23 protein-coding genes are annotated in these 25,151 nt (G+C 36.1%); all 23 read right to left on the bottom strand.

The features are described from left to right. Nucleotides 1-3: 3 nt before the first annotated feature. A complete protein-coding gene (trxA, locus tag RZ79_RS02690; protein WP_272946541.1) occupies nt 4-321 on the bottom strand; it encodes a thioredoxin in 318 nt (105 codons plus the stop codon). Between the two features lie 84 nt (nt 322-405). Next, a complete protein-coding gene (locus RZ79_RS02685; RefSeq protein WP_054449862.1) occupies nt 406-2,763 on the bottom strand; it encodes an endonuclease MutS2 in 2,358 nt (785 codons plus the stop codon). A gap of 13 nt (nt 2,764-2,776) precedes the next feature. Beyond that, nucleotides 2,777-3,262, bottom strand: a complete 486-nt coding sequence (locus RZ79_RS02680) for a CvpA family protein (RefSeq protein WP_054449861.1) — start codon at nt 3,260-3,262, stop codon at nt 2,777-2,779. After that, on the bottom strand, nt 3,262-3,525 hold the full coding sequence (gene zapA, locus RZ79_RS02675) for a cell division protein ZapA (protein WP_054449860.1): 264 nt from the start codon (nt 3,523-3,525) through the stop codon (nt 3,262-3,264). Before zapA ends, RZ79_RS02680 begins: the two co-directional genes overlap by 1 nt. 109 nt (nt 3,526-3,634) lie before the next feature. Beyond that, complete coding sequence (locus tag RZ79_RS02670) at nt 3,635-3,949, bottom strand: DUF1292 domain-containing protein (protein ID WP_034532164.1); 315 nt, start codon at nt 3,947-3,949, stop codon at nt 3,635-3,637. A gap of 18 nt (nt 3,950-3,967) precedes the next feature. Beyond that, nucleotides 3,968-4,399 carry a Holliday junction resolvase RuvX gene (gene ruvX, locus RZ79_RS02665; protein ID WP_034532162.1) on the bottom strand — a complete coding sequence of 144 codons (432 nt, stop codon included), beginning with the start codon at nt 4,397-4,399 and terminating at the stop codon, nt 3,968-3,970. Nucleotides 4,400-4,402: 3 nt separating this feature from the next. Continuing rightward, entirely contained in the window at nt 4,403-4,675 is a 273-nt protein-coding gene (locus RZ79_RS02660) for an IreB family regulatory phosphoprotein (RefSeq protein ID WP_034532160.1), read from the bottom strand. A 79-nt stretch (nt 4,676-4,754) separates the two neighbouring features. Beyond that, on the bottom strand, nt 4,755-7,397 hold the full coding sequence (gene alaS / locus RZ79_RS02655) for an alanine--tRNA ligase (protein ID WP_054449859.1): 2,643 nt from the start codon (nt 7,395-7,397) through the stop codon (nt 4,755-4,757). A 265-nt stretch (nt 7,398-7,662) separates the two neighbouring features. Beyond that, nucleotides 7,663-9,024, bottom strand: coding sequence for a DEAD/DEAH box helicase (locus RZ79_RS02650; protein ID WP_054449858.1), 1,362 nt, complete (start codon nt 9,022-9,024; stop codon nt 7,663-7,665). Between the two features lie 3 nt (nt 9,025-9,027). Further along, a complete protein-coding gene (locus RZ79_RS02645; RefSeq protein ID WP_054449880.1) occupies nt 9,028-9,996 on the bottom strand; it encodes a DHH family phosphoesterase in 969 nt (322 codons plus the stop codon). A 136-nt stretch (nt 9,997-10,132) separates the two neighbouring features. Next, complete coding sequence (gene yajC / locus RZ79_RS02640; RefSeq protein ID WP_080695532.1) at nt 10,133-10,447, bottom strand: preprotein translocase subunit YajC; 315 nt, start codon at nt 10,445-10,447, stop codon at nt 10,133-10,135. Between the two features lie 67 nt (nt 10,448-10,514). Further along, nucleotides 10,515-11,525 (bottom strand): Holliday junction branch migration DNA helicase RuvB, encoded by a 1,011-nt coding sequence (gene ruvB / locus RZ79_RS02635; protein WP_053791659.1) that lies wholly within the window; start codon nt 11,523-11,525, stop codon nt 10,515-10,517. 13 nt (nt 11,526-11,538) lie between these two features. After that, the gene (ruvA, locus tag RZ79_RS02630) at nt 11,539-12,156 is read right to left on the bottom strand and encodes a Holliday junction branch migration protein RuvA (RefSeq protein ID WP_054449856.1); all 618 of its coding nucleotides are present in this window, start codon (nt 12,154-12,156) and stop codon (nt 11,539-11,541) included. 13 nt (nt 12,157-12,169) lie between these two features. After that, nucleotides 12,170-14,110: a DNA mismatch repair endonuclease MutL gene (mutL, locus tag RZ79_RS02625; protein ID WP_054449854.1), complete on the bottom strand. Its 1,941-nt coding sequence runs from the start codon at nt 14,108-14,110 to the stop codon at nt 12,170-12,172. Between the two features lie 15 nt (nt 14,111-14,125). Continuing rightward, the gene (gene mutS, locus RZ79_RS02620; protein ID WP_054449851.1) at nt 14,126-16,747 is read right to left on the bottom strand and encodes a DNA mismatch repair protein MutS; all 2,622 of its coding nucleotides are present in this window, start codon (nt 16,745-16,747) and stop codon (nt 14,126-14,128) included. A 23-nt stretch (nt 16,748-16,770) separates the two neighbouring features. Then, nucleotides 16,771-17,571, bottom strand: a complete 801-nt coding sequence (locus RZ79_RS02615; RefSeq protein ID WP_053795313.1) for a TIGR00282 family metallophosphoesterase — start codon at nt 17,569-17,571, stop codon at nt 16,771-16,773. A 79-nt stretch (nt 17,572-17,650) separates the two neighbouring features. Beyond that, entirely contained in the window at nt 17,651-19,216 is a 1,566-nt protein-coding gene (gene rny / locus RZ79_RS02610; protein ID WP_053795312.1) for a ribonuclease Y, read from the bottom strand. Between the two features lie 193 nt (nt 19,217-19,409). After that, entirely contained in the window at nt 19,410-20,456 is a 1,047-nt protein-coding gene (gene recA / locus RZ79_RS02605) for a recombinase RecA (protein ID WP_054449850.1), read from the bottom strand. 90 nt (nt 20,457-20,546) lie between these two features. Next, nucleotides 20,547-21,014 (bottom strand): CinA family protein, encoded by a 468-nt coding sequence (locus RZ79_RS02600; RefSeq protein ID WP_053795310.1) that lies wholly within the window; start codon nt 21,012-21,014, stop codon nt 20,547-20,549. Between the two features lie 46 nt (nt 21,015-21,060). Continuing rightward, nucleotides 21,061-21,648 carry a CDP-diacylglycerol--glycerol-3-phosphate 3-phosphatidyltransferase gene (gene pgsA, locus RZ79_RS02595; RefSeq protein WP_053795309.1) on the bottom strand — a complete coding sequence of 196 codons (588 nt, stop codon included), beginning with the start codon at nt 21,646-21,648 and terminating at the stop codon, nt 21,061-21,063. A gap of 47 nt (nt 21,649-21,695) precedes the next feature. Next, entirely contained in the window at nt 21,696-22,544 is an 849-nt protein-coding gene (locus tag RZ79_RS02590) for a helix-turn-helix domain-containing protein (protein ID WP_054449848.1), read from the bottom strand. A 78-nt stretch (nt 22,545-22,622) separates the two neighbouring features. Then, a complete protein-coding gene (gene yfmH / locus RZ79_RS02585) occupies nt 22,623-23,879 on the bottom strand; it encodes an EF-P 5-aminopentanol modification-associated protein YfmH (protein WP_054449847.1) in 1,257 nt (418 codons plus the stop codon). Beyond that, complete coding sequence (gene yfmF / locus RZ79_RS02580; RefSeq protein ID WP_054449845.1) at nt 23,869-25,143, bottom strand: EF-P 5-aminopentanol modification-associated protein YfmF; 1,275 nt, start codon at nt 25,141-25,143, stop codon at nt 23,869-23,871. The genes yfmH and yfmF overlap by 11 nt, the downstream gene beginning before the upstream one ends. Nucleotides 25,144-25,151: the final 8 nt, after the last annotated feature.

Below are 25,151 nucleotides of genomic sequence, written 5' to 3'. Positions count from 1 at the left end.
GTCTTATAGGTATTGATTTAAGATCTTAGCTAGTTGTTCTTTGCTGTGGTAACCCACGATGCTATCTACAACTTCGCCATCTTTCTTTACTAATAAAGTAGGAATACTCATAATACCAAATTTTTGTGGTGTTTCTGGGTTTTGGTCAACATCCATCTTATTGAATGTTACCTTGTCACCCATTTCTTCAGATAATTGGTCTACAACTGGTGATTGCATACGGCAAGGACCACACCAAGTTGCCCAAAAATCAGTTAAAGTAACACCTTCGGCAGTATCTTTTTCAAATGTCTTATCTGTTGTTTCTGAAACCATATTAATAGCCTCCTTATTTTTCTTACTGAAAGTAAGTTTAGACTGTTTAGTAATTAAATGCAAAGAATAAGTCTTATGCGATTTAATTTTCTATTTCAATTTTACCACTGTGGAACCGTCTCCTCCAGCATTTGCTGGTGAATAATTAAAGGAGTCAACTCGTCTATCGCTAGAAAGCATATCTGTGACACCTTGTCTAAGTGCTCCGGTACCTTTTCCGTGAATAATTGTGACGGAAGGATACCCTGCAAGTACGGCAGAATCCAAGTATTGATCAACTTCATGCATTGCTTCTTCATAGCGATGACCACGTAAATCCAGCTTAGCTGACACGCGTTTGGAAGCAGTTCTTTTAACCTTGGTATTAAATCTTTGTTCATCATTATCAACTTTGATTTTTTCAAGGTCACCTTCGGCAATTCTCATCTTAAGAATTCCTAATTGAACTTCCCATTCATTATCATCTAATTTCTTAACCAACACACCACGTTGTCCATATGACTTAACCATAACGTCGTCACCCTTATGGAAATCGTGTTTAGCTTTCGCCTTCTTTAATACACGGTTATTAACCAGGTTAACGTCATGGCGTAGTGAGTTCAATTGACCTTGAGCATCAATTAATTCATTTTCCTTGATGGTAACTTGGCCAACTTTACGTTGCTTTTCATGAAGATCCTTGATAATTGCATCCGCCTTTTTCTTAGCAGATTCAGCAATTTCATTTGCTTGTTGCTTAGCAGCAAGCACCAATCGATCCTTTTGATTCTTGTACTTAGCGTATTCTTCACTCAAGTCTTCATGTAACTTGGTAGCATCATCCAATTGAACCTTTAGTTCATCGGCTTCAACTCGAGCACGTTTAGTTTGTTCAGTTAATTCAACAATCATTGTGTTTAAATCTTGGCTGTCTTGGTCAACCAATGATCTAGCTTCTGTAATGATTGATTCATCCAAACCAAGTCTAGATGCAATATTCAAACCATTACTTTGACCAGGAACCCCCATCATTAAATGATAAGTAGGTTGAAGGGTTTCACTATCGAATTCCATAGATGCGTTAATCGTTTGTGGACGGTTGTATGCATATACCTTCAATTCAGGATAGTGAGTTGTAGCAACAACATCACAGTCTTTTTCGGCAATCTTGTCTAGAATGGCGATGGCTAAAGCAGAACCTTCCTTAGGATCAGTTCCGGCACCCAATTCATCAAGAATTACCAAACTCTTCTTGGTAATTCCATTTAGAATATCAACGATATTATCCATATGTGATGAGAATGTACTTAGGTTTTGTTCGATTGATTGTTCGTCACCAATATCAGCGAAGACATTGTCAAATACTGCAACGGATGAACCTTCGTTGGCTGTCACAAATAAACCAGATTGTGCCATCAATTGAAGTAATCCTAATGTCTTGATAGTGATGGTCTTACCACCGGTATTAGGACCGGTAATAATAATTGCCTTGTTATCTTTGCCAATGTATAAATCATTTGCAACAACCTTATTCATATCAATTAAAGGATGTCTAGCTTGCTTTAAGTTAACATGATTTTCGTTTGATACAATTGGTCTGGTTGCCTTTAAATCTCTCGCATATTTGGCCTTGGCATTAATCAAATCTAAGTGTCCTAATATCTTAGAGTTATTGATGATTTCACTTTGGTAAGGACGAATCAAATCAGATAATTCGATTAAGATACGTCTTTCTTCATGACGTTCTTCAATTTGTTTTTGACGAAGTTCTGTATTCAAACCAACAGTTGACGCTGGTTCAATGTACAATGTTTGGCCAGAAGAACTGCGATCATGCACAATTCCACCAAACTTATTTTTATTTTCAGCTTTAACTGGTAACACCATTCGGTCTTCTCTAATTGTTACGATTGGTTCAGTTAAATCTTTACTGTGCTTTTGAGTGAATTGATTCATAATTGAACGCACTTCACCCTTAATAACATCCATTCGACGTCTGATTGCATTCAATTCCTTTGAGGCAGTATTTAATAATCTGCCATCGTCGTCAATTGAATCGGATAGTCGTTGTGAAATGTTTGGGACTGCCTGAATTTCATTGATTAGTTTATATAAACGATTCAATGATACTTCATCGTCTCTTAGGTTATTAAAAAATCTAACTAGATAGTTAGATGTCTTTAAAATCTTATTTATCTTTGATAATTCACTACCATTCAATGAGGCGTCGATTTTTAAACGCTTCATGTATGGAGTAACATCATCAAGCTTGGGAATAGAAATTTCTTTATCTAAACGTAAAATATGCGCCCCATCATCAGTTTCATCAAGCCACATATTAATAGTGTTAGGATTATCTACCGGTGATAGTGCAGCTAGTTCCTTTTTCCCGTTTCTGGTAGTTAAGTATTGCTCGATTGAACTCTTAACTTTTTCATATTCTAAAGTGGATAGAACTTTTTCATTCATTTATTTAATCACCTTATCTTAGCCATTTTTCATATAAATCGTGTGAAATAATTGGTGTCTTATGAACAATAAACTCAGCAACTGATGACTGATGATATTGTTTAGTTATTTGATTACTTGGTAGAACAGAAATCACGTTTAAAATAAATAGAATTGATACGTAAGCGATAATCAATCCAATAATGGTCCCACCTAATGCATTAAGTTGATGAATTACTGGAATGTGTGTAATCTTATCTACGATTGAGATAATAATACGAACAAAAATTCCAGAAATTAAGAAAATAATGAAGAAACTGATACTGTTACATAGGATTTGATCATTAATCAAACTACTATTTGCAAAGATAGCTTGGCTCAAATCTCTAGCAAAGTATAGAGAAACAAATAAGCTAAACAAAAAACCAACAACACGTAATATTTCTTGTGCTAATCCACGGTGATATCCATCGTATGCGCCATAGATAAGTAGTAGAAAGATAATAATATTAAAAAGCATTAGTTCATGTTTCCTTCTTCTTCGTTATTTTCGGTTAATTCATTTAATTTTTCTTGTAACTTAATTTGCTCTGAAAATGCGTTAAAAGCCAATAAAATAGCTGCATCTTCGTCATTAATATCTGGTGACATTTCTTTTAATTGAACCAATTGACGATTCATTAATTCAGTCACTGTATTCATGTGATCTGCGGAACTCTTACCTACAAATGTGTAATTCTTTTTTCCAATACTAGCTTTAAAGCGTTGATTCGTGTCGTTCATTTTCGATAAACCTCCATTAACTTCATCACTATTTTAGCATGAAAAGGCAGACTATAACCAGTAAAGAACACAAAAAAAGACGCCGTTGCGGCATCTTTTTAGTTATTGTTTATTCTTCTTCATCGTCACCGTCATCGGTATCTAATAAAGTGTTTAGCACTGATTCAACCATTTCCCATTCTTCATCAGTTTCAATTAATTGTAAATCTCCACCTTGTGGGTCCATTGGATCATCGCCTTCTGGTAAGGCATATGCTTCAATGTTAACTTCTTCATCATCTGCTTTACCGGCTGGGTAAAGTAAGATGTATGATTTACCAAAATCATCAGATTCGAAAGTAAATAAAACGTCGTATAATTCTTCGTTTCCCTTTTCGTCAACTAATGAAATTTGTTGTTGTTCTTCTTCGTTGTTGTTGTCCATTGCTAAGCTCTCCTCTCTTTATCTTGTTAGTTTACCTTTACCATCCAAATAGGTTTGTAAAATCAATTCGGAGGCAATTTTATCGATAACTTTTTTACGTTTTTCTCTAGAAGTGTCCGCTTTTTCAATAAGCATTCTTTCGGCTTCAACAGTTGTTAATCGTTCGTCAACAAAGTCGACTGGCAAGTTAAACTTTTCTTTTAACATTTCACCATATCGTTTTGAAGCTTCAACCCTAGGTCCTGAGGTATTATTCATGTTCTTAGGTAATCCTAGAACAAACCCCGTAATTTCATATTTTTCGACTAATTCGGCTACCCGATCTAATCCAAATTGTTCTTCGTCTTCGTTAATTGGAATGATTTCAACACCTTGTGCTGTCCATCCCAACAAATCACTAACGGAAATCCCAACTGTCTTAGATCCGACATCCATCCCCATTAATCTCATATATTAGTTTTCCTCACGATCATTATTCTTGTCCAAGTAAAAACGAACCAACTCTTCAATAATTTCGTCTCTTTCGTATCGACGAATTAAATTACGAGCATCATTAAATCGAGGAATATATGCAGGATCTCCTGAAATTAAATATCCGACAATTTGATTGTATGGATCGTATCCTTTTTCCTCCAACGCCTTAAATACAATTAAAAGAGTATCGTGAACATTCTTTGGAGTGTTGTTGCTTAAATCAAAATACATTGTCTTATCTGAAGCACTCATTTATAACACCTCTAAATCTATGATGTAGGTTTATTATAATTCTACTTGGAACAAAATAAAACTTAAATATTAATTATTTTTAAAAGTTTTCTAACCAAGCAACTGCTGCTTCCATTGCCTTAGGTAATCCTTCAGGCTTTGAACCACCGGCTTGAGCCATGTTTGGACGGCCACCACCGCCACCATTAATTTCCTTAGAAATTGACTTAATGATGTCACCGGCCTTCATGCCATCCTTAACCTTTTCATCACTAACAGCAACGATTAGGTTAGCCTTTTCACCACTTTGAGTTCCAAGTACTAATACGTCTGATAGTTTCTTACTTCTCCAAGTATCAGCTAGTTGTCTTAATTGATCCATTCCAGAAACATTTAAGACACCAGTGATAATCTTGTTTCCGTTAACTTGTTTAACGTCATCGAAAAATGAGTTAGCTTGTTGGCTAGCAATCTTTGATTCTAACTTATCTTGTTTTTGTTGTAAGTCCTTGATTTGTTCTTGTAATTGAGCAACCTTGTTAGGAACTTCCTTAACTTGGATAGTCTTAACTTGATCAGCAACTTGTTTTAGAAGTGCTTCTTCATTGTTTAGGTAATCAAAAGCAGCCTTTGAAGTTACGGCTTCAATTCTTCTAACACCAGCACCAACACCTGATTCTGAAACAATCTTGAATAGTCCAATTTGACTAGTGTTGCTTACGTGATTACCACCACAGAATTCAACTGAGTAATCACCGGCACTAACAACTCTAACCTTATCACCGTATTTGCTGTCGAATAAGGCGATGGCACCCATCTTCTTACCAGTTTCTTGATCTGTTTCAACAGTAGTAACAGGTTCTGCCTTAAAAATTTCTTCGTTAACTAAGTCTTCAACCTTTTGTAGGTCTTCCTTAGTAACTGAACCGAAGTGAGTGAAGTCAAATCTTAAGTAGTTTGGCTCAACTAATGAACCGGCTTGTTGAGTATGGTCACCTAAAACATTTCTCAATGATTGGTCCAATAAGTGGGTTGCAGTATGGTTGTGTTCAACCAATGCGTGGAACTTACGATCAACACTTAGTTTGTATTGGTGGTCTTTTGACAGACTAGTAATTACTTCAACAGTGTGTAAGTTTTGACCATTTGGTGCATGTTGAACGTCAGTAACCTTTGCACATAGGTTACCATCTTCATCAACAATTGTACCTTGGTCAGCAACTTGACCACCCATTTCAGCGTAGAAAGGAGTCTTATCAAAGATAACTTCAGCTTCCCCAGCGCCTGCTTGGTCAACTAGTTTTTCATCAACAATAATATCAAGTAATTTGGCATCATCAACTTCTAGTTGTGAGTATCCAACGTATTCACTTGGTGTCTTAATGTCGATTAATAGATCACGTTGAACACCCATTGACTTGTCGTTTCCACGGGCATTTCTAGCACGTTCTTTTTGCTTTTGCATTTCTGCCTTAAAACCAGTTTCATCAACTGAGAATCCAGCATCTTCTAGGTATTCCTTAGTCATTTCTAATGGGAAACCGTAAGTATCATATAGTTTAAATGCATCTTTTCCTTCAACGGTCTTTTGGTTAGTCTTCTTCAAGTTGTCCATCAATTCACCAAGAAGTTGTAAACCATCAGATAGTGTTTCATTGAAACGTTTTTCTTCAGAATGAATAACCTTTTCTAGGTAATCCTTTTGTTCCAATACTTCTGGGTAGTATGACTTCATGATTTCGCCAACAACTGGAACTAATTGGTATAAGAAGTCATCCTTGATGCCTAAACGGTGACCCGATACAATGGCACGTCTGATTAAACGTCTGATAACATATCCTCTACCAACGTTTGATGGAAGAGCACCGTCGCCAATAGCGAAAGTAATTGCACGAGCGTGGTCAGCGATAATCTTAAAGTCGATATCGTCTTGAGAATTTGTACCGTACTTCTTACCATCACTTAGTGATTGAGTCTTTTCAATGATTGGCATGAACAAGTCGGTTTCAAAGTTAGTTGGTGCGTCTTCAAAAATTGAAACAACACGTTCTAATCCCATCCCCGTATCAATGTTCTTTCTTGGAAGTGGTTCGTAAGTATCATCTGGTTTGTGGTTAAATTGTGAAAACACAATGTTCCAAACTTCAAGATATCTTTCGTTTTCCCCACCAGGGTAGTTTTCTGGATCATCTGGAGCTAAATTATCGTATTTTTCGCCACGGTCGTAGAAGATTTCAGTATCTGGACCTGAAGGACCTTGACCAATATCCCAGAAGTTATCATCCATGTCGATTAAGTGGTCAGCAGCAACCCCTGCTTCTTGCCAGTATTTCTTAGCATCAGTATCTTCAGGATATACAGTCATATATAGCTTTTCTTTGTCCCAACCAAACCATTCTGGTGAAGTTAGTAATTCAAAAGCCCATGTAATTGCTTCTTTCTTGAAGTAATCACCAACTGAGAAGTTACCTAACATTTCGAATAATGTGTGGTGACGAGCTGTCTTACCAACATTTTCGATATCGTTAGTTCTAATACTTTTTTGTGAACTAGTTAAACGGTGGTTCTTTGGAACAACACTACCGTCAAAGTATTTCTTCATTGTGGCAACACCAGAGTTAATCCATAGAAGTGATGGATCGTCCTTTGGTACTAATGAAGCACTTGGTTCAATTGTGTGACCATGTTGTTTGAAAAATTCCAAATACATAGCACGAATTTGACTACTATCTAATTTTTTCATAGAAATTCCCTCCAATAAGCACAAAAACACCGTTGCTAGTAAAGACGCTATATGCGCGGTACCACTTTACTTGCAACGATGTTTTTCGTATACCTCTTTAAGTCTCAATAACGCTGAGAAAGCGATTTAATTATTACTCGAGATAGCACTTGATAAACCCAATCATCTTTTTCACCGACCAAGATGTCTCTTAAAATGAAATTATACAAGCATGTTCTCTAATTTATATCTAAATTATATGGTTTATTAAAACCGGTGTCAAACGTTATCTATAACGTTGTGAACTGTTCTTCTTGGACTTTCTCTTACGACGTCCTTCTTCTCTTTGTTGGATACGACGATTCATTTCATCGTTTCGCTTAAGCTCTTGTTTAATCTTGTTCTTGTAACCAGGCTTAACGTTTCTCTTCTTCTTTTTAATCATACCAATCATGGTTGGTTCTAGCTTGTCATGACCACGACGGTGCGACTTTCTACGATTACGATCGTAAGTGTCTTCAACACGGCCACCACGAATAACCTTTGGCTTAAATGAAATGCCCATCTTTTCTAATGCGTCAATTTCATCTTCCTCATCAGGAGAGTAAAGAGTAACCGCAGTTCCAGGCATGTTATTTCTACCAGTTCTTCCAACACGGTGAATGAAGTATTCCAAGTCTTCTGGAATATCATCATTAATAACATCAGAAACCCCTTCAATATCAATTCCACGAGCAGCTAAGTCAGTAGCTACAACGTATTGGAATTCAAGATTTTGAATTTGTTTCATAGTTCTCTTACGTTCACGAGGTGTTAAATCACCAGAAACGATTCCGACCTTTAAACCTTGATTACGTAAGAATTCATAAATTTCTTCAACACGTTTTCTAGTGTTAGCAAAGATTAATACAAGGTAAGGTTCACCCATGGTGATTAACTTGTAGATTAAGTCGTTCTTGTTCTGACCCTTAGTTGAAATTAACCAGTTATCAATTGTTGGACTGATAACAGTTCTGTTTGGGATGTTTTCAACGTATGGATTTTCAAGATACTTCTTCAAGAATGGTCTTAACTTTTGTGGAATGGTTGCTGAGAACACCATCATTTGAACATCCTTACCAAAGCTTGCAGCGATGTTGTCGATGTCGTTTAAGAAACCAAGGTCTAGTGTCATATCAGCTTCATCAATTACTAGTTGAGTAGCTGTATGAACTTGTAGATGTTGGCCTTTGATTAAATCAGAAATACGTCCTGGAGTTCCAATAACGATTTGTGGTTGTTCATTCTTTAGCTTTTCAATTTGTCTAACCTTATCAGTACCACCAACGTAGTTAGCGATATGAATGGTCTTGTCTGAATGCTTAGCTAGTTGCTTAGCATTATTGTAAATTTGGTAAGCTAATTCACGACTTGGAGTTGTAATAACAGCTTGGACTTCCAAGGTATCAACGTCTAATTTATCAAAAATTGGTAACAAGAACGCATGAGTCTTACCACTACCAGTGGCTGATTGACCAACAACACTTCTACCCTTACGGATTTCAGGAATAATTTTTTCCTGAATAGCGGTTGGTTCTCTAAAGTTTAATTCATCTAAAGCATCCATGATGAATGTCTTTAAATTATATTGCTTAAATGTACTTGGCATTTATTATTCTCCTTTGTAACTAGCGACTAATTCGTCTAATTTACTAATTACCGACTTGATTTCATCTTCGTCTCTAGCAGCGGCACCACTTGCCAAATCATGACCGCCACCGCCAAATTCCTTGGCTAATTCATTAATAGCTGGTCCTTTGGATCTCAAGCTAATCTTGTATGTGCCATCTTCTTTTTGAATAAAGATAGCCCAAGCGGTTACTTGATTGATATTGCCAGGAAGTGGCACAACGGCTGAAGTTCTTTCATTGCCCAAATTGAATGGTTCCAAAACTTCATCGCTTAATACGATATAAGCGGCTCCGCTATCGGTAATACTTAGATTTTCATATACATATGCGGATAGTCTAGCCATTGGTAAGTCAATTGATGATTCAATTGTATTAACTTCACTAGTCGAGAAGTCTAACTTAGCCAATTCTGATGCCACCCTAAATGTGTTTGATGAAGTAGATGGATATTTGAAACGACCAGTGTCACCAACAATACCAGCGTATAATAAGCGACCAGCATTTGCGTTAATCTTTAACTTCTTTGAGGATTCAAACAAATCATAGATTAATTCAGATGTACTTGATGCTTCTGGTTCTACCCACATAATGTCTCCAAATTGGTCATCATTTGGATGGTGATCAATCTTAATCATCATCTTTCCTTGGGTATATCTATCATCATCAACCCGAGGTTGGTTAGCGGTATCAACAACGATAACCAATGCATTCTTGTATACATCGTCATCAATTTCGTCGGTTGTTCCTAACCAATCAAAACTTTGATATTGCTTTCCAACACAGTAAACCTTCTTATTTGGAAAAGATGCCTTGATGATGTTAGCTAATCCCATTTGAGAACCATATGCATCCGGATCTGGTCGTTGGTGTCTATGGATAATAATTGTATCAAAATCGCAAATGGCTTTGATAATCTTACTTTGCGTTGATAATTTGAAAAAATTAAACATTTTACTCATAATCGCTCCTAATATCCTTCTATAAATTCATAATATAATTATATCATATGGTCATTTATGTTGTTTAGGCCTTAACAGACAAAAGAGACAACCTTCAGCACTGCTGAAAACTGTCTCTTTCAACTTATTATTTTTCTTCTTTAGCTTCTTTGGCAGAATCATCTGACTTAGCGTCAGCAACACGATCAGTTACCTTTGCGATTGCGTTTAGGTCAAATACTAAGTAAATGCCGTCACAATCTAAAGTAACAGTCTTTTCTTCTTCGTTGATATCGTCAACGATACCGTGTAAGCGACCGATAGTTGTTACGTGGTCACCCTTTTGAAGTTGTTTTAATGTTTCTGCGTGTTTTTGTTGTTGTTTCTTTTGTGGTCTAATAACCAAGAAATACATAATCGCAAATAATACGATTAAAATAATAAATCCACTGTAGTTACCCATTATAGTTCACCGTACCTCTCATAATTTAATATATATCTTATCAAAATTATCATTATTAGTCCAGTCCCTAATTATCACGATTAATCGGATAATTAAGGTGATGATAACCATTATCGGTTACCACTCTACCCCTGGCTGTTCTTTTAATATAACCAATTTGAAGAAGATATGGTTCATACATTTCTTCAATTGTATTCACTTCTTCTCCAATATTAGCAGCAAGTGTTGATACACCGACTGGACCACCATTGTAAAACTCTATCATGGTCTTTAACAGCTTAATATCAGTTGCATCCAATCCTTCGTTATCAACACCCAACATCTTAAGTGAAGTATCAACGATATCGACATCAACGTTTCCATCGTTTGATACTTGAGCAAAGTCACGAACTCGTTTTAATAAACGGTTAGCAATTCTAGGTGTTCCTCTTGAACGTCTTGCAATTTCGTGTGCACCTTGATCATAAATCTTAGTATGGAAAATGTCAGCTGAACGTAAAACAATATCTTGTAAATCTTCGGTATTGTAGTACTTCATGTGTTCAACGATTCCAAAACGATCTCTAAATGGTGCTGATAGCAATCCAGCTCTGGTAGTTGCACCAATCAAAGTAAATGGTGGCAATGGCAAATGAACAGGATGGGCTGTTGGGCCTTGACCAACAACGATGTCAACACTGAAGTCTTCCATTGCTGAATAAAGCATTTCTTCAACAGTCTTAGGAAGACGATGAATTTCATCGATAAATAAAATATCACCAGGTTGTAATTCATTTAGTAGCGCTGCTAAATCACCGGTCTTTTCAATTGCTGGACCACTGGTTGTTTTGATGTTTGCTTCCATTTCATTTGCAATCACCATCGCTAAGGTGGTCTTACCTAATCCAGGAGGTCCATACAACAGAACGTGGTCTAAAGTTTCTTCACGTTGTTTGGCAGCTTTAATGTACACTGACAACTCTTTCTTTAAGTCGTCTTGACCGATGTACTCTGATAAGTATTGTGGACGGAGTGATTTTTCGAATGTTTCTTCAGTTCTACCTTCACTATCGCCTGAGATAATGCGGTTGTCATCCATTTAATACTCCTCCTTAAAATTTAGTTACAGCACTTAAACCTTGTCTTAAGTAATCTTCAGTTGTTGTAACTTCAATATCTTCTAGGGCCTTTCTAGCCTTCTTAATGTCACGTGCTGAATATCCCAATTCACTTAGTGCTTCTAATGCATCTTCAAGCGCTTGGTTGTCTGACTTATCATCAGACACAGGTTGATTTTCAGCAGTAAAGTCATCAAATAATGATGGTGCAATGTCGTCTAGCTTGCCTTTCAAATCAAGAATGATTTGCTTAGCAGTCTTTTGACCTACGCCTGGGAATTTAGTTAAGTAAGTAACGTTTTCAGTATTGATAGCGTTTAGTAATGATTGTGGATCGTTTCCGGCAATAATTGCTAGTGCACTCTTAGGACCAATTCCTGAAACATTTAACAGCTTCTCAAAAATTGATTTTAATTCTCGACTTGAGAATCCGTAAAGTAATTGTGATGAATCAGTCACGGCTTGGTGAATGAATACCTTCACTTTTTCATTACTATCTACTTGGTATACATATGGATTGGATGTGTATACCAGGTATCCAACCCCGTTTACATCAACTACGATGTATCCTGGTTGGACATCTTCGATGGTTCCTTTTAAATATTCAAACATAGTCTATCCTCGATTACATAAAATTGTCGTTAGTATGTGGGTCTTGAATTCGTTTGAACATCTTTTCCATATCTGTATTAGAAAAAGATACTAAAACTGGTCTGCCATGAGGGCAATTAAACGGATTGTTAACAGTAGCTAATTCATCAAGTAAATGAACCGCCTGTTTTCTATCCAAGTGATGGTTAGCCTTTATTGCTTGCTTACAGCTCATCATAATCGCTGTTTGCGCTCTAAATGAAGCTACCGAGATGTTCTTATGATTAATGACCCAATCAATCATTTCTCTAATTGTTTCTTCTTCGTTGCCTTCTTCAATCCATGTTGGATGTTGCTTTACTACGAAGCTGTTCTTCCCAAACGGTTCAACATTTAGGCCAACTTCTTGTAGCATCCCCAACTTTTCCTGAATGATTAACGCATCACGATTGGGATAATCCAAGACAAGTGGCACTAACAAGCTTTGTTGGTCGTTAGCTACCTCTCCAATCTCGGTTCTCAATCGTTCATAGTTAATTCGTTCTTGAGCGGCATGTTGGTCGACAATGTACATACCGTCATCTGATTCAGCAATTAAATAAGTTCCATGAAGTTGGCCAATATACAATAACTTAGGAAAACGTGGTTGATCATCATTATTTGATACCTCATCATCATTAACTTCACTTTCCCCAAACGGAGTTACTGAGTGTTCATAGCGATGAGCAAAACTTTGTACATCTTTATCATTTAATTGTGCCTTATTACTGATGTAAATAGCATCAATATCAGAATTCTTAATGTCTTCCTTAGGTGTTGTTTCTTCCTCTTCTGCCTGAGGTTGTACAACGGGCTCAACATAATCGTTAACTAAAGATTCACTCTTTGGTTCTTCCTTTGTCTTCGAATATTGGTTGATTTGCATTTGCAACTGTTCAGTAGTGTATCTTGGCTGAACAGCGCGTTCCCTAGTCATTACTTCAGGAATTAGGTTTTCTTGATAAATCGTATCATAGATTGTTTTGGCAACCAAATTGCATAACTGGTCTTCCTTACTAATTCTAACTGTTTGCTTAGTTGGATGAACGTTTACATCAGTTAAAACCGGATTTAATTCGATGTTTAATACAGCAATTGGATAACGACCAACCATTAGCTTAGAACCATAACCATCGGTGATTGCTTTAAATAACGCATAGTTTTTAACGTATCGACCATTCAAAGTGATGGTGACGTAGTTTCTAGAAGCCCTTGTTAATTCAGGTAAACTTACGAAACCACTAATCTTAAAGTCATTATCAGCATTTTCAATCTTAATAATGCGTTTTAGATTCTTGGCACCATAAATGTCACCGATTACCTGTTGGAGTTGTCCTCTACCTGATGTTCTTAAGATTTCTCTTTGGTTATGAACCAACGAAAATGCGATATCAGGATGACCAATTGCTAAACGATCAACAATATCAGAAATCTTGGCTAGTTCGGTCTTGATAGTCTTCATATATTTTAATCTGGCTGGTGTATTGAAGAATAAGTCCTCGACACAGATACTTGTACCTCTTCTAGCTTCTGCTGGTTTAATTTCTTTAATTTCGCCACCCTTAATATGAATCTGAGTTCCTTCATCACCAGTCGATGTTTTTAAATGAACATCTGACACTGAAGCAATTGAGGGCAAGGCTTCACCACGGAATCCTAAAGACTGCACTTTGAAGAGATCTCTTTGGTTATTAATCTTACTTGTTGCGTGACGTTTAAAGGCGATTTCGACATCATCGTGATTAATCCCAATTCCATCATCGATAATTTCGACTTTCTTTAATCCTGCATCTTCAATATTGATATCAATTTGCGTACTTTGCGCATCAATGGAATTTTCAACTAATTCTTTTACAACCGAAGCAGGTCGTTCAACAACTTCACCGGCTGCAATTTGATCAGCAAGAATTGTTGATAACTCATGTATTTTATGCAAGATTAATCACCTCATTTATTTATCAATTTCTCGTTTCCATTTATATACTTCATTCATAATATCCATTGGTGTCTTAGACATCAAGTCTAAATCCTTAAGAGCTTTCAGAATCTTATCTTCGCCACTCTTACGTTTTTTCTTTTGGGGTTCTTTAACATCCCCAAACAATGATAGCTGTTGTTCTGGTTCATCATTCTCGTCTTCAACGACTGGACTTGATTTTTCTGCCATGACAACATTGTCAGTATTAGTCTTTTCATTGTTATTTTCTAAGTCACTTAAAATGACGTCTGCTCTAGATAATAATTCATTTGGTAAACCTGCTAATTTAGCAACGTGAATACCATATGACTTATCGGCAGCACCCTTCTTCACCTTGTGTAGAAAAACTAGTTCACCGTTTTTTTCAACTGCACCAACATGAACGTTTTGTAGTTCATCCAATGAATCGGCTAATTCAGTCAATTCATGGTAATGAGTAGAAAATAGTGTCTTAGCATGGATGTGGTTATGAACATATTCAATAATTGATTGAGCTAACGCCATTCCATCGTATGTGGCTGTCCCTCTACCGATTTCATCGAATAGAATCAAACTGTTATCGGTAGCATTTTGAATTGCTTCGTTTGATTCCTTCATTTCAACCATGAAGGTACTTTGACCAGAAATCAAATCATCGGCAGCACCAATTCTGGTAAAGATTTGGTCAAAAATTGGCATTTCGGCTGACTTAGCAGGAACGAAACAACCAATTTGCGCCATGATGACTGTTAAAGCCAATTGACGCATATAGGTACTCTTACCAGACATATTAGGACCAGTTATTAATAAGACGTTAGTGCCTGGATCCATAATCACGTCGTTTGGAACGTATGATTGATGACCCATAACCTTTTCAACCACCGGATGTCTACCATCAACAATTTCTAGCTTATGTTCTTCATTTAATGTTGGACGAACCAATCTGTATTCATCTGAGATAGATGCAAAGCTTTGCATTACATCCAAACTAGATACCGCATTGGCTAGTTTTTGTAATCTTTGAATTGCACTCTTAACAACATCTCGGGCTTCACTGAATAATTCATATTCAAGTGTCTTTGATTTTTCTTGTGCTTCAATGATTAACTTTTCTTTTTCCTTTAATTCAGGAGTAGAGAATCTTTCAGCATTGGTAAGAGTTTGCTTTCTTTCATATCTATCTTCTGGCAACTTGCTTAGGTTGGCCTTTGATACTTCGATGTAGTAACCAAAAACATGGTTGTAACCAATCTTTAGATTATTGATACCAGTAAGTTCACGTTCCTTACTTTCTAGTTCAGCAATCCATTGTTTTCCATTATTCATTGCATCCCTGTATTGATCCAACATTTGGTTGTAGCCATCTTTAATAACCCCACCATCAGTGACTGAAATTGGTGGTTCTTCATTAATTGCCTTTTCAATTAGTTCTGACACTTCATCGACTGGGTCTAAATCATCGTTAATTTCATTAAATGATCTGGTATCCATTTCATCCAAGATGTATTTAATCTTTGGAATTTGTTGTAAAGATGTCTTTAATTGAACTAAGTCACGACCGTTAACTGAACCAAAGGAAACCTTTCCGGCAAGTCTTTCTAAATCATAAACCTTCACCAACATGTCAGTGATTTCACTACGTTCGTAGTAATGATTCAATAAGTCATCAACTTGGTTTTGACGGTTTTCGATAGAAGCTTTATCAATTAGTGGATGGTCAATCCATTCACGTAATTTTCTACCACCCATTGCTGTTTTGGTTTCGTCTAATAGCCATAGTAAACTACCTGACTTTTTGTTAGTTCTTAAGTTCTTGGTTAATTCAAGGTTGTATTGTGAATTATGGTCCATCTTCAAGAATTCAGCTGGCTTGTATGCAACTGCTGCCTTCATGTGAGAAAGACTACGTTTTTGAGTATCCACAATGTAAGTAGTTAGTCGATTTACGACCTTCTTTTCTAGGTCTTGTCTTAGACCTTCTGAAAGATATTGCATATCCTCTAATTCTTTAATGTCGTCTTGATATGAAACCAAGATGCCAACCTTATTAATTAGTACAACATCTTTTTCAGGAATGTCACGATTAACGATTACTTCCTTAGTTTGTAAGGTCATTAACTCGTTTAAAACACTGTTCATATTGCTTAAAACAGTGGTCTTTAATTCACCGGTAGATAGTTCCGCGTACGCAAAACCATAACCAGCATCTGAATATTCAATTGCTGTTAAGTAGTTATTATCCTTAGCATTTTCGGCACCCATTGTAGTTCTGGTACCAGGAGTAACCAATTGGGTAACGGCTCTTTTGACCATTCCCTTTGCCAACTTAGGGTCTTCCATTTGTTCTACAATTGCGACTTTATAACCCTTATCAATTAATGTGTCGATGTATGATTCAACCGCCTTGTGTGGCACTCCACACATTGGGATTGGATTGTCAGCATTCTTACTTCTAGAAGTTAATGTTAATTCAAGAATTTGGGCTCCTTTTACTGCATCTTCATTGAACATTTCATAAAAGTCACCAAGACGATAAAAAACAAAAGAATCTGGGTATTGATCTTTTACTTTCTGATATTGTTCCATCATTGGTGTTTGTTTAGTTTTACTAGCCATAAAAACAATATCCTCCTTTGCTACTAACCTTTGTATGGGTGATTTGGATCAATTAATATTTTTTCAATAGATCTGGCAGTGCCATCATCTCTTAAATCGATAACACATCCGGAGACGATTCCACGTCCCTTTTCTTCAACTTCAAATCTAGTTGGACGTTGGGTAATGAAACGATGAATGATGTTTTCATACTTCATTCCTAAGACACTATCAAACGGTCCACACATTCCAACGTCAGAAATGAACGCTGTGCCGTTTTTTAGAATTTGGTTATCATTGGTCTGCACATGGGTATGAGTTCCTACAATCGCAGAAATTTGTCCATCTAGATACATTCCCATTGCTTTCTTCTCACTGGTTGTTTCTGCGTGAAAATCCACAAAAATTGCATCTGCTTCTTTTTTAATTTCACTGATAAGTTCGTCAATCTTTTGGAAAGGATCATCGATTGGATCAATAAAGATTCTTCCTTGTAAATTAACAACCGCCAACTTCTTATTATTAACGTTAATAATTGTATATCCACTACCTGGAACATCCTTACCAGGATAATTAAGAGGACGTACTAATTTTTTGGTATCATCGATAAAATCGAAGATTTCTTCGTTATTCCATGCATGGTTTCCTAAAGTAATTACGTCAGTCCCTGCACTCATAATTTGTTTATATACTTTTTTATTAATTCCGCGACCAAATGATGTTGAGTTTTCACCATTTACAATCGTTACCTGTGGCTTGTAGTCTCTTTTTAGAATTGGTAGATATTTGCTTACCATATCTACCCCCAAGTTACCTACTACGTCACCTAAAAATAGTATTCTCATTTTCGTCCTCAATTCATTATTATATATATACTATTTTACATCGTTTTACATAAAATAAAAAAGGGCAAAAGCCCTTTTTTTATTTTGCATATTCGATTGATCTTACTTCTCTAATAATTGTAACCTTGATATGACCAGGATATTCCATATCCTCTTCAATCTTATTTTTAATATCTCTAGCTAAAACAACTGCTTGAGTATCAGAAACTTTTTCTGGCTTTACAATCACTCTAATTTCTCGTCCGGCTTGAATTGCGTAGCTCTTGTTTACTTCTTCGAAGCTATCACTAATTGTTTCCAAACTTTCTAGACGATGAACAAAGCTTTCAAGAGATTTACTCTTTGCACCTGGTCTAGCAATCGCAATCTTGTTTGCGATGTTAACTAATTCAGAAATGATGTAATTAGGTTCACTGTCTTCATTATCGGCTGCAATTGAGTCAATAACAACTGGACTTTCTTTGAACTTCTTGGCTAAGTCAACACCAAGGTCAATGTGAGAACCTTCTGTTTCATTATCTGCAGAGCGACCAATTTCGTGCAACAATCCTGCGCGTTTTGCTAATACGACATCTTCGCCTAATTCTGCGGCTAAGACACCTGACAACTTCGCAACTTCAATAGAATGGCTCAAAACATTACGACCATGGTAAATCTTGAACTTCAATTTACCAATCATCATAATCATTTCAGGACTCAATGAATGAATTCCTAAATCAAATACTGTTTCTTCACCAATTTCTTGAATCTTTTCATCAAGTTCTCGACGACTCTTATCTACCATTTCTTCGATTCGAGCTGGGTGAATACGACCATCCTTAATTAGACTTTCAAGTGCCATCTTGGCAACTTCTCTTCTAATTGGATCAAATCCACTTAGCACAACTGCTTCTGGGGTATCATCAATAACCAAATCAATCCCTGTTAAGGTTTCAAATGTTCTGATGTTTCTACCTTCGCGTCCGATGATACGACCTTTCATATCATCATTAGGTAGGTTAACAACTGAAACTGTGGTTTCAGATACGATATCAGCAGCACTTTGTTGAATCGCTTCAATAACTAGATTCTTGGCATTCTCAGAAGATTCCTTACGAGCTAAGTTATAACTATCTTTAACCATCTTGGCACGTTCGTCAGATAATTCTTTCTTTGTTTCGTTAATAATTAGCTCTTGTGCTTCTTCTTGAGAAAGTGAAGAGATACGTTCTAACTCATCTTGACGTTGTTTAACTAGCATATCAGCTTGCTGTTGCTTTTGTTCAAGTTTCTTTTGGTTTGAATTAAGCTTTTCTTCGCGTCTATTCAATGAATCTTCACGCTTATCGAAAGCGTCATCTTTACGATCTAGTGAATCTTCACGTTGGATTAGACGATTTTCTTGTCGTTGAACTTCAATTCGTCTTTGCTTAATTTCTTTTTCGATGTTTGAACGATAACGGTTACTCTTTTCTCTAGCTTCAAGAATTGCTTCCTTAGCTGAAGTTTGAGCTTGTCGTTTAGCATCTTCCAAAATATCTTGTGCACTCATGTGGGCCTTTGTTAATTTCTTATCAACAATTTTCTTGTTAGAAAACATTCCCACAGAGATACCAACTACAAAAGCAGCGATGATTGCGAGGATTATAGGTAAAAAATAAGTCATAGGCTTATTGCACCTCCACATCATCTAATTTAATTAAGTTTTTGGTAATTGCGCATTGAATGATTTATTAGTCATTTTGCGAACTAAATAAATAGTTCAATGTACATTATTATATTTTAAATTTTAGTTATGAAAGTGTCAACACATGTTATTTTCTTTTGCAAAATAAAAAAGCCTTTCGGCTTCTTTGTCGTTATTCTTCACCAGTGTCCAAACTTGTTTGTTCAGCTTCACCTGATTCAGAATCATCTTCACCCATGCCATATGCAGCACGAACTTTTTGGTTAATTTCTTCCATTTTGTCCGGATTATCTTGTAAGAATTGTTTTGCGTTTTCACGACCTTGACCAATTCTTTCTTCACCGTATGAGTACCATGAACCAGACTTACCAATGATGTCTTGTTCAACGGCCATATCAACTAATTCACCAGTTTGTGAAATACCTTGACCGTACATGATATCAACTTCGGCACGCTTAAATGGAGGAGCTACCTTATTCTTGGCAACTTTGATCTTAGTTCTGTTACCAATAATGTCAGTACCATCTTTAATTTGTTCAGCTCTTCTGATTTCTAATCTGATAGTTGAGTAGAATTTAAGAGCACGTCCACCAGGTGTAGTTTCTGGGTTACCAAACATAACACCAACTTTTTCTCTAATCTGGTTAATAAATAGAGCAATAGTCTTAGTCTTGTTGATTGATCCAGATAACTTACGTAGTGCTTGTGACATTAAACGAGCTTGCAAACCAACGTGAGCGTCACCCATTTCACCTTCAATTTCAGCTCTAGGTACTAAAGCCGCAACTGAATCGACAACTACGATATCAATGGCACCACTAGATACAAGGGCGTCACAAATTTGTAGACCTTGTTCACCAGTATCAGGTTGTGATAGAAGTAAATCATCAATGTTTACCCCTAGGTTGGTAGCATATACTGGATCCAAAGCATTTTCAGCATCAATGTATGCTGCTGTTCCACCTTGTTTTTGTACTTCCGCAACAGCTTGTAGCGCAATGGTAGTCTTACCTGAACTTTCAGGTCCATAAATTTCAACAATTCTTCCTCGTGGGAATCCTCCAACACCTAATGCATTATCAAGTGCTAAGGACCCTGTTGGTACAGTGGAAATTCTTGTATCTCCACGGTCTCCCATTCTCATGATTGAACCTTTACCGAATTCTTTTTCAATTCGTTTTAAGGCACCATCTAGAGCCGCTTTTCGTTCATCAGCCATTAATTTGACCTCCCTTTGATAACTATTCGATATTTATACTATACTAATCTCTCATTAAAAAAGCAAGTAAAAACAGAACAAAAGTTCGCATTATTTAGAATACTCATTTTCAATCATTTTCAATGCGGCTTGCACTGACTGTTCACGCACTTCTTGGCGTGAGCCACTAAAATGAAATTCTTTTGCAAATTGATTTCCTTTGAAATCTAGTCCGATAAATACAGTTCCTGCAGGTTGGCCTTCCAAACTATCAGGACCGGCAACACCGGTAAATGAAACTCCTACATCAACATTCATGATTTGCTTGGATTGTTTAGCCATCCAAATTGCCACTTGTTCAGAAACAACACCATATTCATCAATTACATCCATTGGAATTGATAATAACTTGGCCTTTGCCTCATTTGAATAAGTAACAAATCCACCATAGAAGATAGCAGAAACTCCGGGAACTCCACCAATGGTGGATTGAAACATCCCTGCCGTTAAGCTTTCTGCTCCGGTTATGGTGATTTGATCATCAATTAGCTTGTTAACAATAGATGTATCAATTTGCATACATAATCCGACCTTTCTTATATATATATACGATAATTAAACCGTTTTATTTGAAAGAATCTGAGAAAATGAAACGACTCTTCCAGAAGTATTCAACCCCTGAATAAACAGTGAAGAATAAGCAAATGTAAAGTAGTAATGTACCAAAACCAATGGTTGTAAATGGAATGAATAAGAAATCATTCAATAGTAATAAGATGATGGCAATCATTTGACTGAATGTCTTAATCTTACCAGGCCATGCGGCAGCAATGACTTGGCCATCGTTTTCAACAACGATTAATCTTAGACCGGTTACGGCTAGTTCACGACATACGATTACAGCTGCAACCCATGCTGGAACCAATCCAAATGAAACTAGGATAATGAATGCTGACATAACAATCATTTTATCTGCCAATGGATCCGCAAATTTACCGAAGTTAGTAACTAAATGTTGTCTTCTGGCAATTTGACCGTCTAAGAAATCTGTAATACATGCAGCAGCAAACACAATTGCTGCAACAATTCTGGTTACTTGGATACTTGTTCCTAACCAGATAACTGTTCCCATGTTGATATCGCATGAAAGCAAGATAATGAATAATGGAATCATTATTATTCTAATTAATGTAAGTTTATTTGGTAAATTCATAATTTCCTCCATAGAAATAAAAAAGGGCTTTAACAAAGCCCTCTTTTTTATTTACTAAATTCTAATGTAATTTGTGTGGTTAAAGGTGTGCTCTTGTCGTATTTCAATTCAGTACCGTTAACCAAGATCTTAGCTCCTTGGGTGTTACCTAATGAAATGTTAACACTATTAGTGTCAGCTGGAAGCTTAACATCCTTCTTATCACCACTGTTTTGTGAGCCTTGGAATAGAGTCTTATTGTCAGCCATGATTGATGACCATGCTCTACCAGTAGCCTTTAAAGTAACAGTGTTTTCTTTTTGACCAGTCACATTATACTTAGTAGCATTGACTTCCTTAATGGTAGTTTTTCCTTCAGTGGACTTCTTATCTTCTTTCTTCTTGTTATCAGTCTTGCTAATTGATGATTCTGAAGAACCAGTAACTGAAACAGAACTACTGCTAATACTTGTTTGCGAAGAACTATTGGTATGTACAACAACCGCCCAAACACCGCAAACAACTACTAAAATTGCAACTATAATTCCGATGGTTGGAATAGCCTTACGGAATGAGTCTTTTCTTTGTTCACGACTACGACTAGCTACACGGCTATTAACGTCATCCTTAGATACTTCATCAGCGTATTCTTCACTTTGAGTATCAGGAAGACTGTCGTCATGTTCATTCAATAATTCAATACCGTTAACGCCAACAGTGTCAGCGAACTGCTTAATAAACGCGCGAACATAAAAATCACCAGGAAGTTCAGCGAAGTTCCCCTGTTCAATTGCTTCGAGGTAATGTTTTTGGATTTTGGTAATCTTTTGAATATCGTCAATGGACATTCCCTTGGCGACACGTGCATCGTGTAGTGATTTACCAATTTCTACTTGTTTTCCATTGTTATTTTGCATAGGTATTACTCCACTTATTTATTATTTTACATCTACAGTATATCATAATTAGCAATATTATATAGGCATCTAAACTAATTAATTTTTCGGAAAAATCTTATTTTTTACTATCATGTCAGGTTTCAAGAATAATTTTCCATAATTGATTAAATCATCTAATTCTAATTGTTTAATCATTTCAACTTCATCATAAATATTTTCAAAATCATGATCCTCGTCTGAAATGTTATTTGCAATTGTTTCAATTGAATTCATCATTGAAACATGTTGACCGATTTCTTCTTTTTTAATTAATTCAAACTCATCTTCTTTACCTGAAATATAGTCGGTAAAGTTGACCAATACATCAGAAATCCTATCAATGAATTCATTGATTTTTTCTGTTTCCCCTGCTAAAACCGCGAAATTAAACTGGTCTTCACAATCAAAATCAAAACCGAATGAATCATCGATAACTCCATCATTGTACATCTTTTCATAAATATCAGAACCTTCTGATAAAAGAAGCTGTAGTAATAATGAAATGGATAGTTCATATTTGATGTCACTATTGTATTTGGAATTACCTTTAATTCCTAAAGCTACTTTAGGACGGTTTACATCCATGTAATGAGTGGTTTCCCGCACAATTTCAGCAGATTGAATTGTTGTTCTTTTAACATCTTTGGGTTCGTCAAAACTCTTTTTACTTTGGTTATCACTAACCCACTTGAAGATATCTTCAGGAATAACATTTCCAACAACTGTAAGTTGCATATTTTGTGGTTGATAGAAGTAGTTATAAGAATCATACAAATCCTGCTTGGTAATCTTATATATTGAATCCTCTGTCCCTGCAATGTCAACATTCAAAGTCGTGTCAGGAAACATGTTTTGCACTGTCTTAAAGAACAAAACTGCTCCGGGTTCATCATCATACATACTAATTTCTTGACCAATGATGCCCTTCTCTTTTTCAACCTTTGCGTCACTAAAGTAAGGTTCTTGCACAAAGTCCAATAGTTCAGTTAGGTTTTCATGAACATTATCAGTTGTTGAAAATATGTAACTGGTTTTATTGAAACTAGTAAATGCATTAGAGCCCGCACCGTATTTGGAGAAGATATCCATGGCATCATGATCCGTTTTATCAAACATCTTATGTTCTAGAAAATGAGCAATTCCCGCTGGATAATTCTTTTCATTAATGTTGGTATCGATAGATCCATAACGCACGGAAAGTGTGGCGTAAGTCTTTTGGTATCCCTTCTTTGGAACGACTACTACAGACAATCCATTGTCCATCTTATCGATATATACTTTTTCGTTAAACTTACGATACTCTTTAATTTGCATCATCAATCCTCCCATCTAAGAAGAAAATTGAATTCAATTCGACCTTTTTAGCCACTTCAGCAATTTGGTCGATTGTCACATCATTAACGCGTTGCTTCCATTCGTCAAATGATAGAGCACGATTCAACAATCCATTAACGAATTGTTGTTCCATGTTTTGACGAGGACTATCCAAAACAGCTTTTTTGGCGTTAATCATTTCAGCCTTAATACTGTTTAAGACGTCGATATCGACATTTCCCTTAACAATATCGTTTAATTGTTCCTTAACAATAGCTAAGACCTTATCCTTATTGCTGTAATTAATACCAGTGCTTACCATGACAAACCCGTTGATAGAGTTGTATGAACTGCTTGCACTGTAGGCCAAACTATTCTTTTCTCTGACGTTCTTGAATAGTTTAGATTGTGGTGTTCCACCAAAGATAGCATTGAACAATACCGCTGCCATTGCTTCTTTATTATTGTAGAAAATTGGCAAACGATAACCTAAATTCAAACAACTTTGTGATGATTGAATCTTCTTATCGACCATTTCAGCATTGTCATTCATCTTAAATGAAGTCAACGGTGCTAATTCGTATTCAGTACTTCGATCTGATAATTTAAATTGCTCAAATAAGTTATAAATTCTTTCTTCATCAACATCTCCAATCACGGAAATCTTGATATTATCGTTATTCAAAACATTTGAATAGTATTCATATTCATTTTGACTATCAATTAAATCATAGTCATTTGATGTTCCAAATATAAAAGAACCACGGTTTAAGTAGTCCTTGTAAAATAATTTCTTCAATTGAATTGAAGCGTAGTACTGTTTGTCATCTGCTACTGATTCAACATATTTTTTCATGTTGTTTCTTTGTAAGGTAAACGTGTCCTTATCAAATTGACCATCAGTAGCCAATGGCTTGAATACTACACTATAAATAAAACTAACAGCCTGTTGTAATAAATCAACTTTCGCATCCACAAACTTTGGATTTGGGATACTCAAGTTAATTCTTAGAACTGACAAATTACCATATCTCAAAACGTTGGTTCCAAAACTGGCTCCATACATTGATGATAAGTATCTTGCTAATTTGGATTGCGTTGGATAATCTTGATTACTAATTTCCATCAATTCTGCAAGCACTGCTCGTTTAGCAAAATTTTCTGGAATAGCCTCGCTAACTAGATCAAAAGTAAATGAAATTGTTTTGAATTTATCTTCTAAAATAACATTTAAGTCTACTCCATTAGCTAATTTCTTATGCAACAAAACCC

This window comes from Apilactobacillus kunkeei DSM 12361 = ATCC 700308 (assembly GCF_001281265.1).
Classification (GTDB): domain Bacteria; phylum Bacillota; class Bacilli; order Lactobacillales; family Lactobacillaceae; genus Apilactobacillus; species Apilactobacillus kunkeei.
This window is presented reverse-complemented; position numbering and strand designations above follow the sequence as displayed.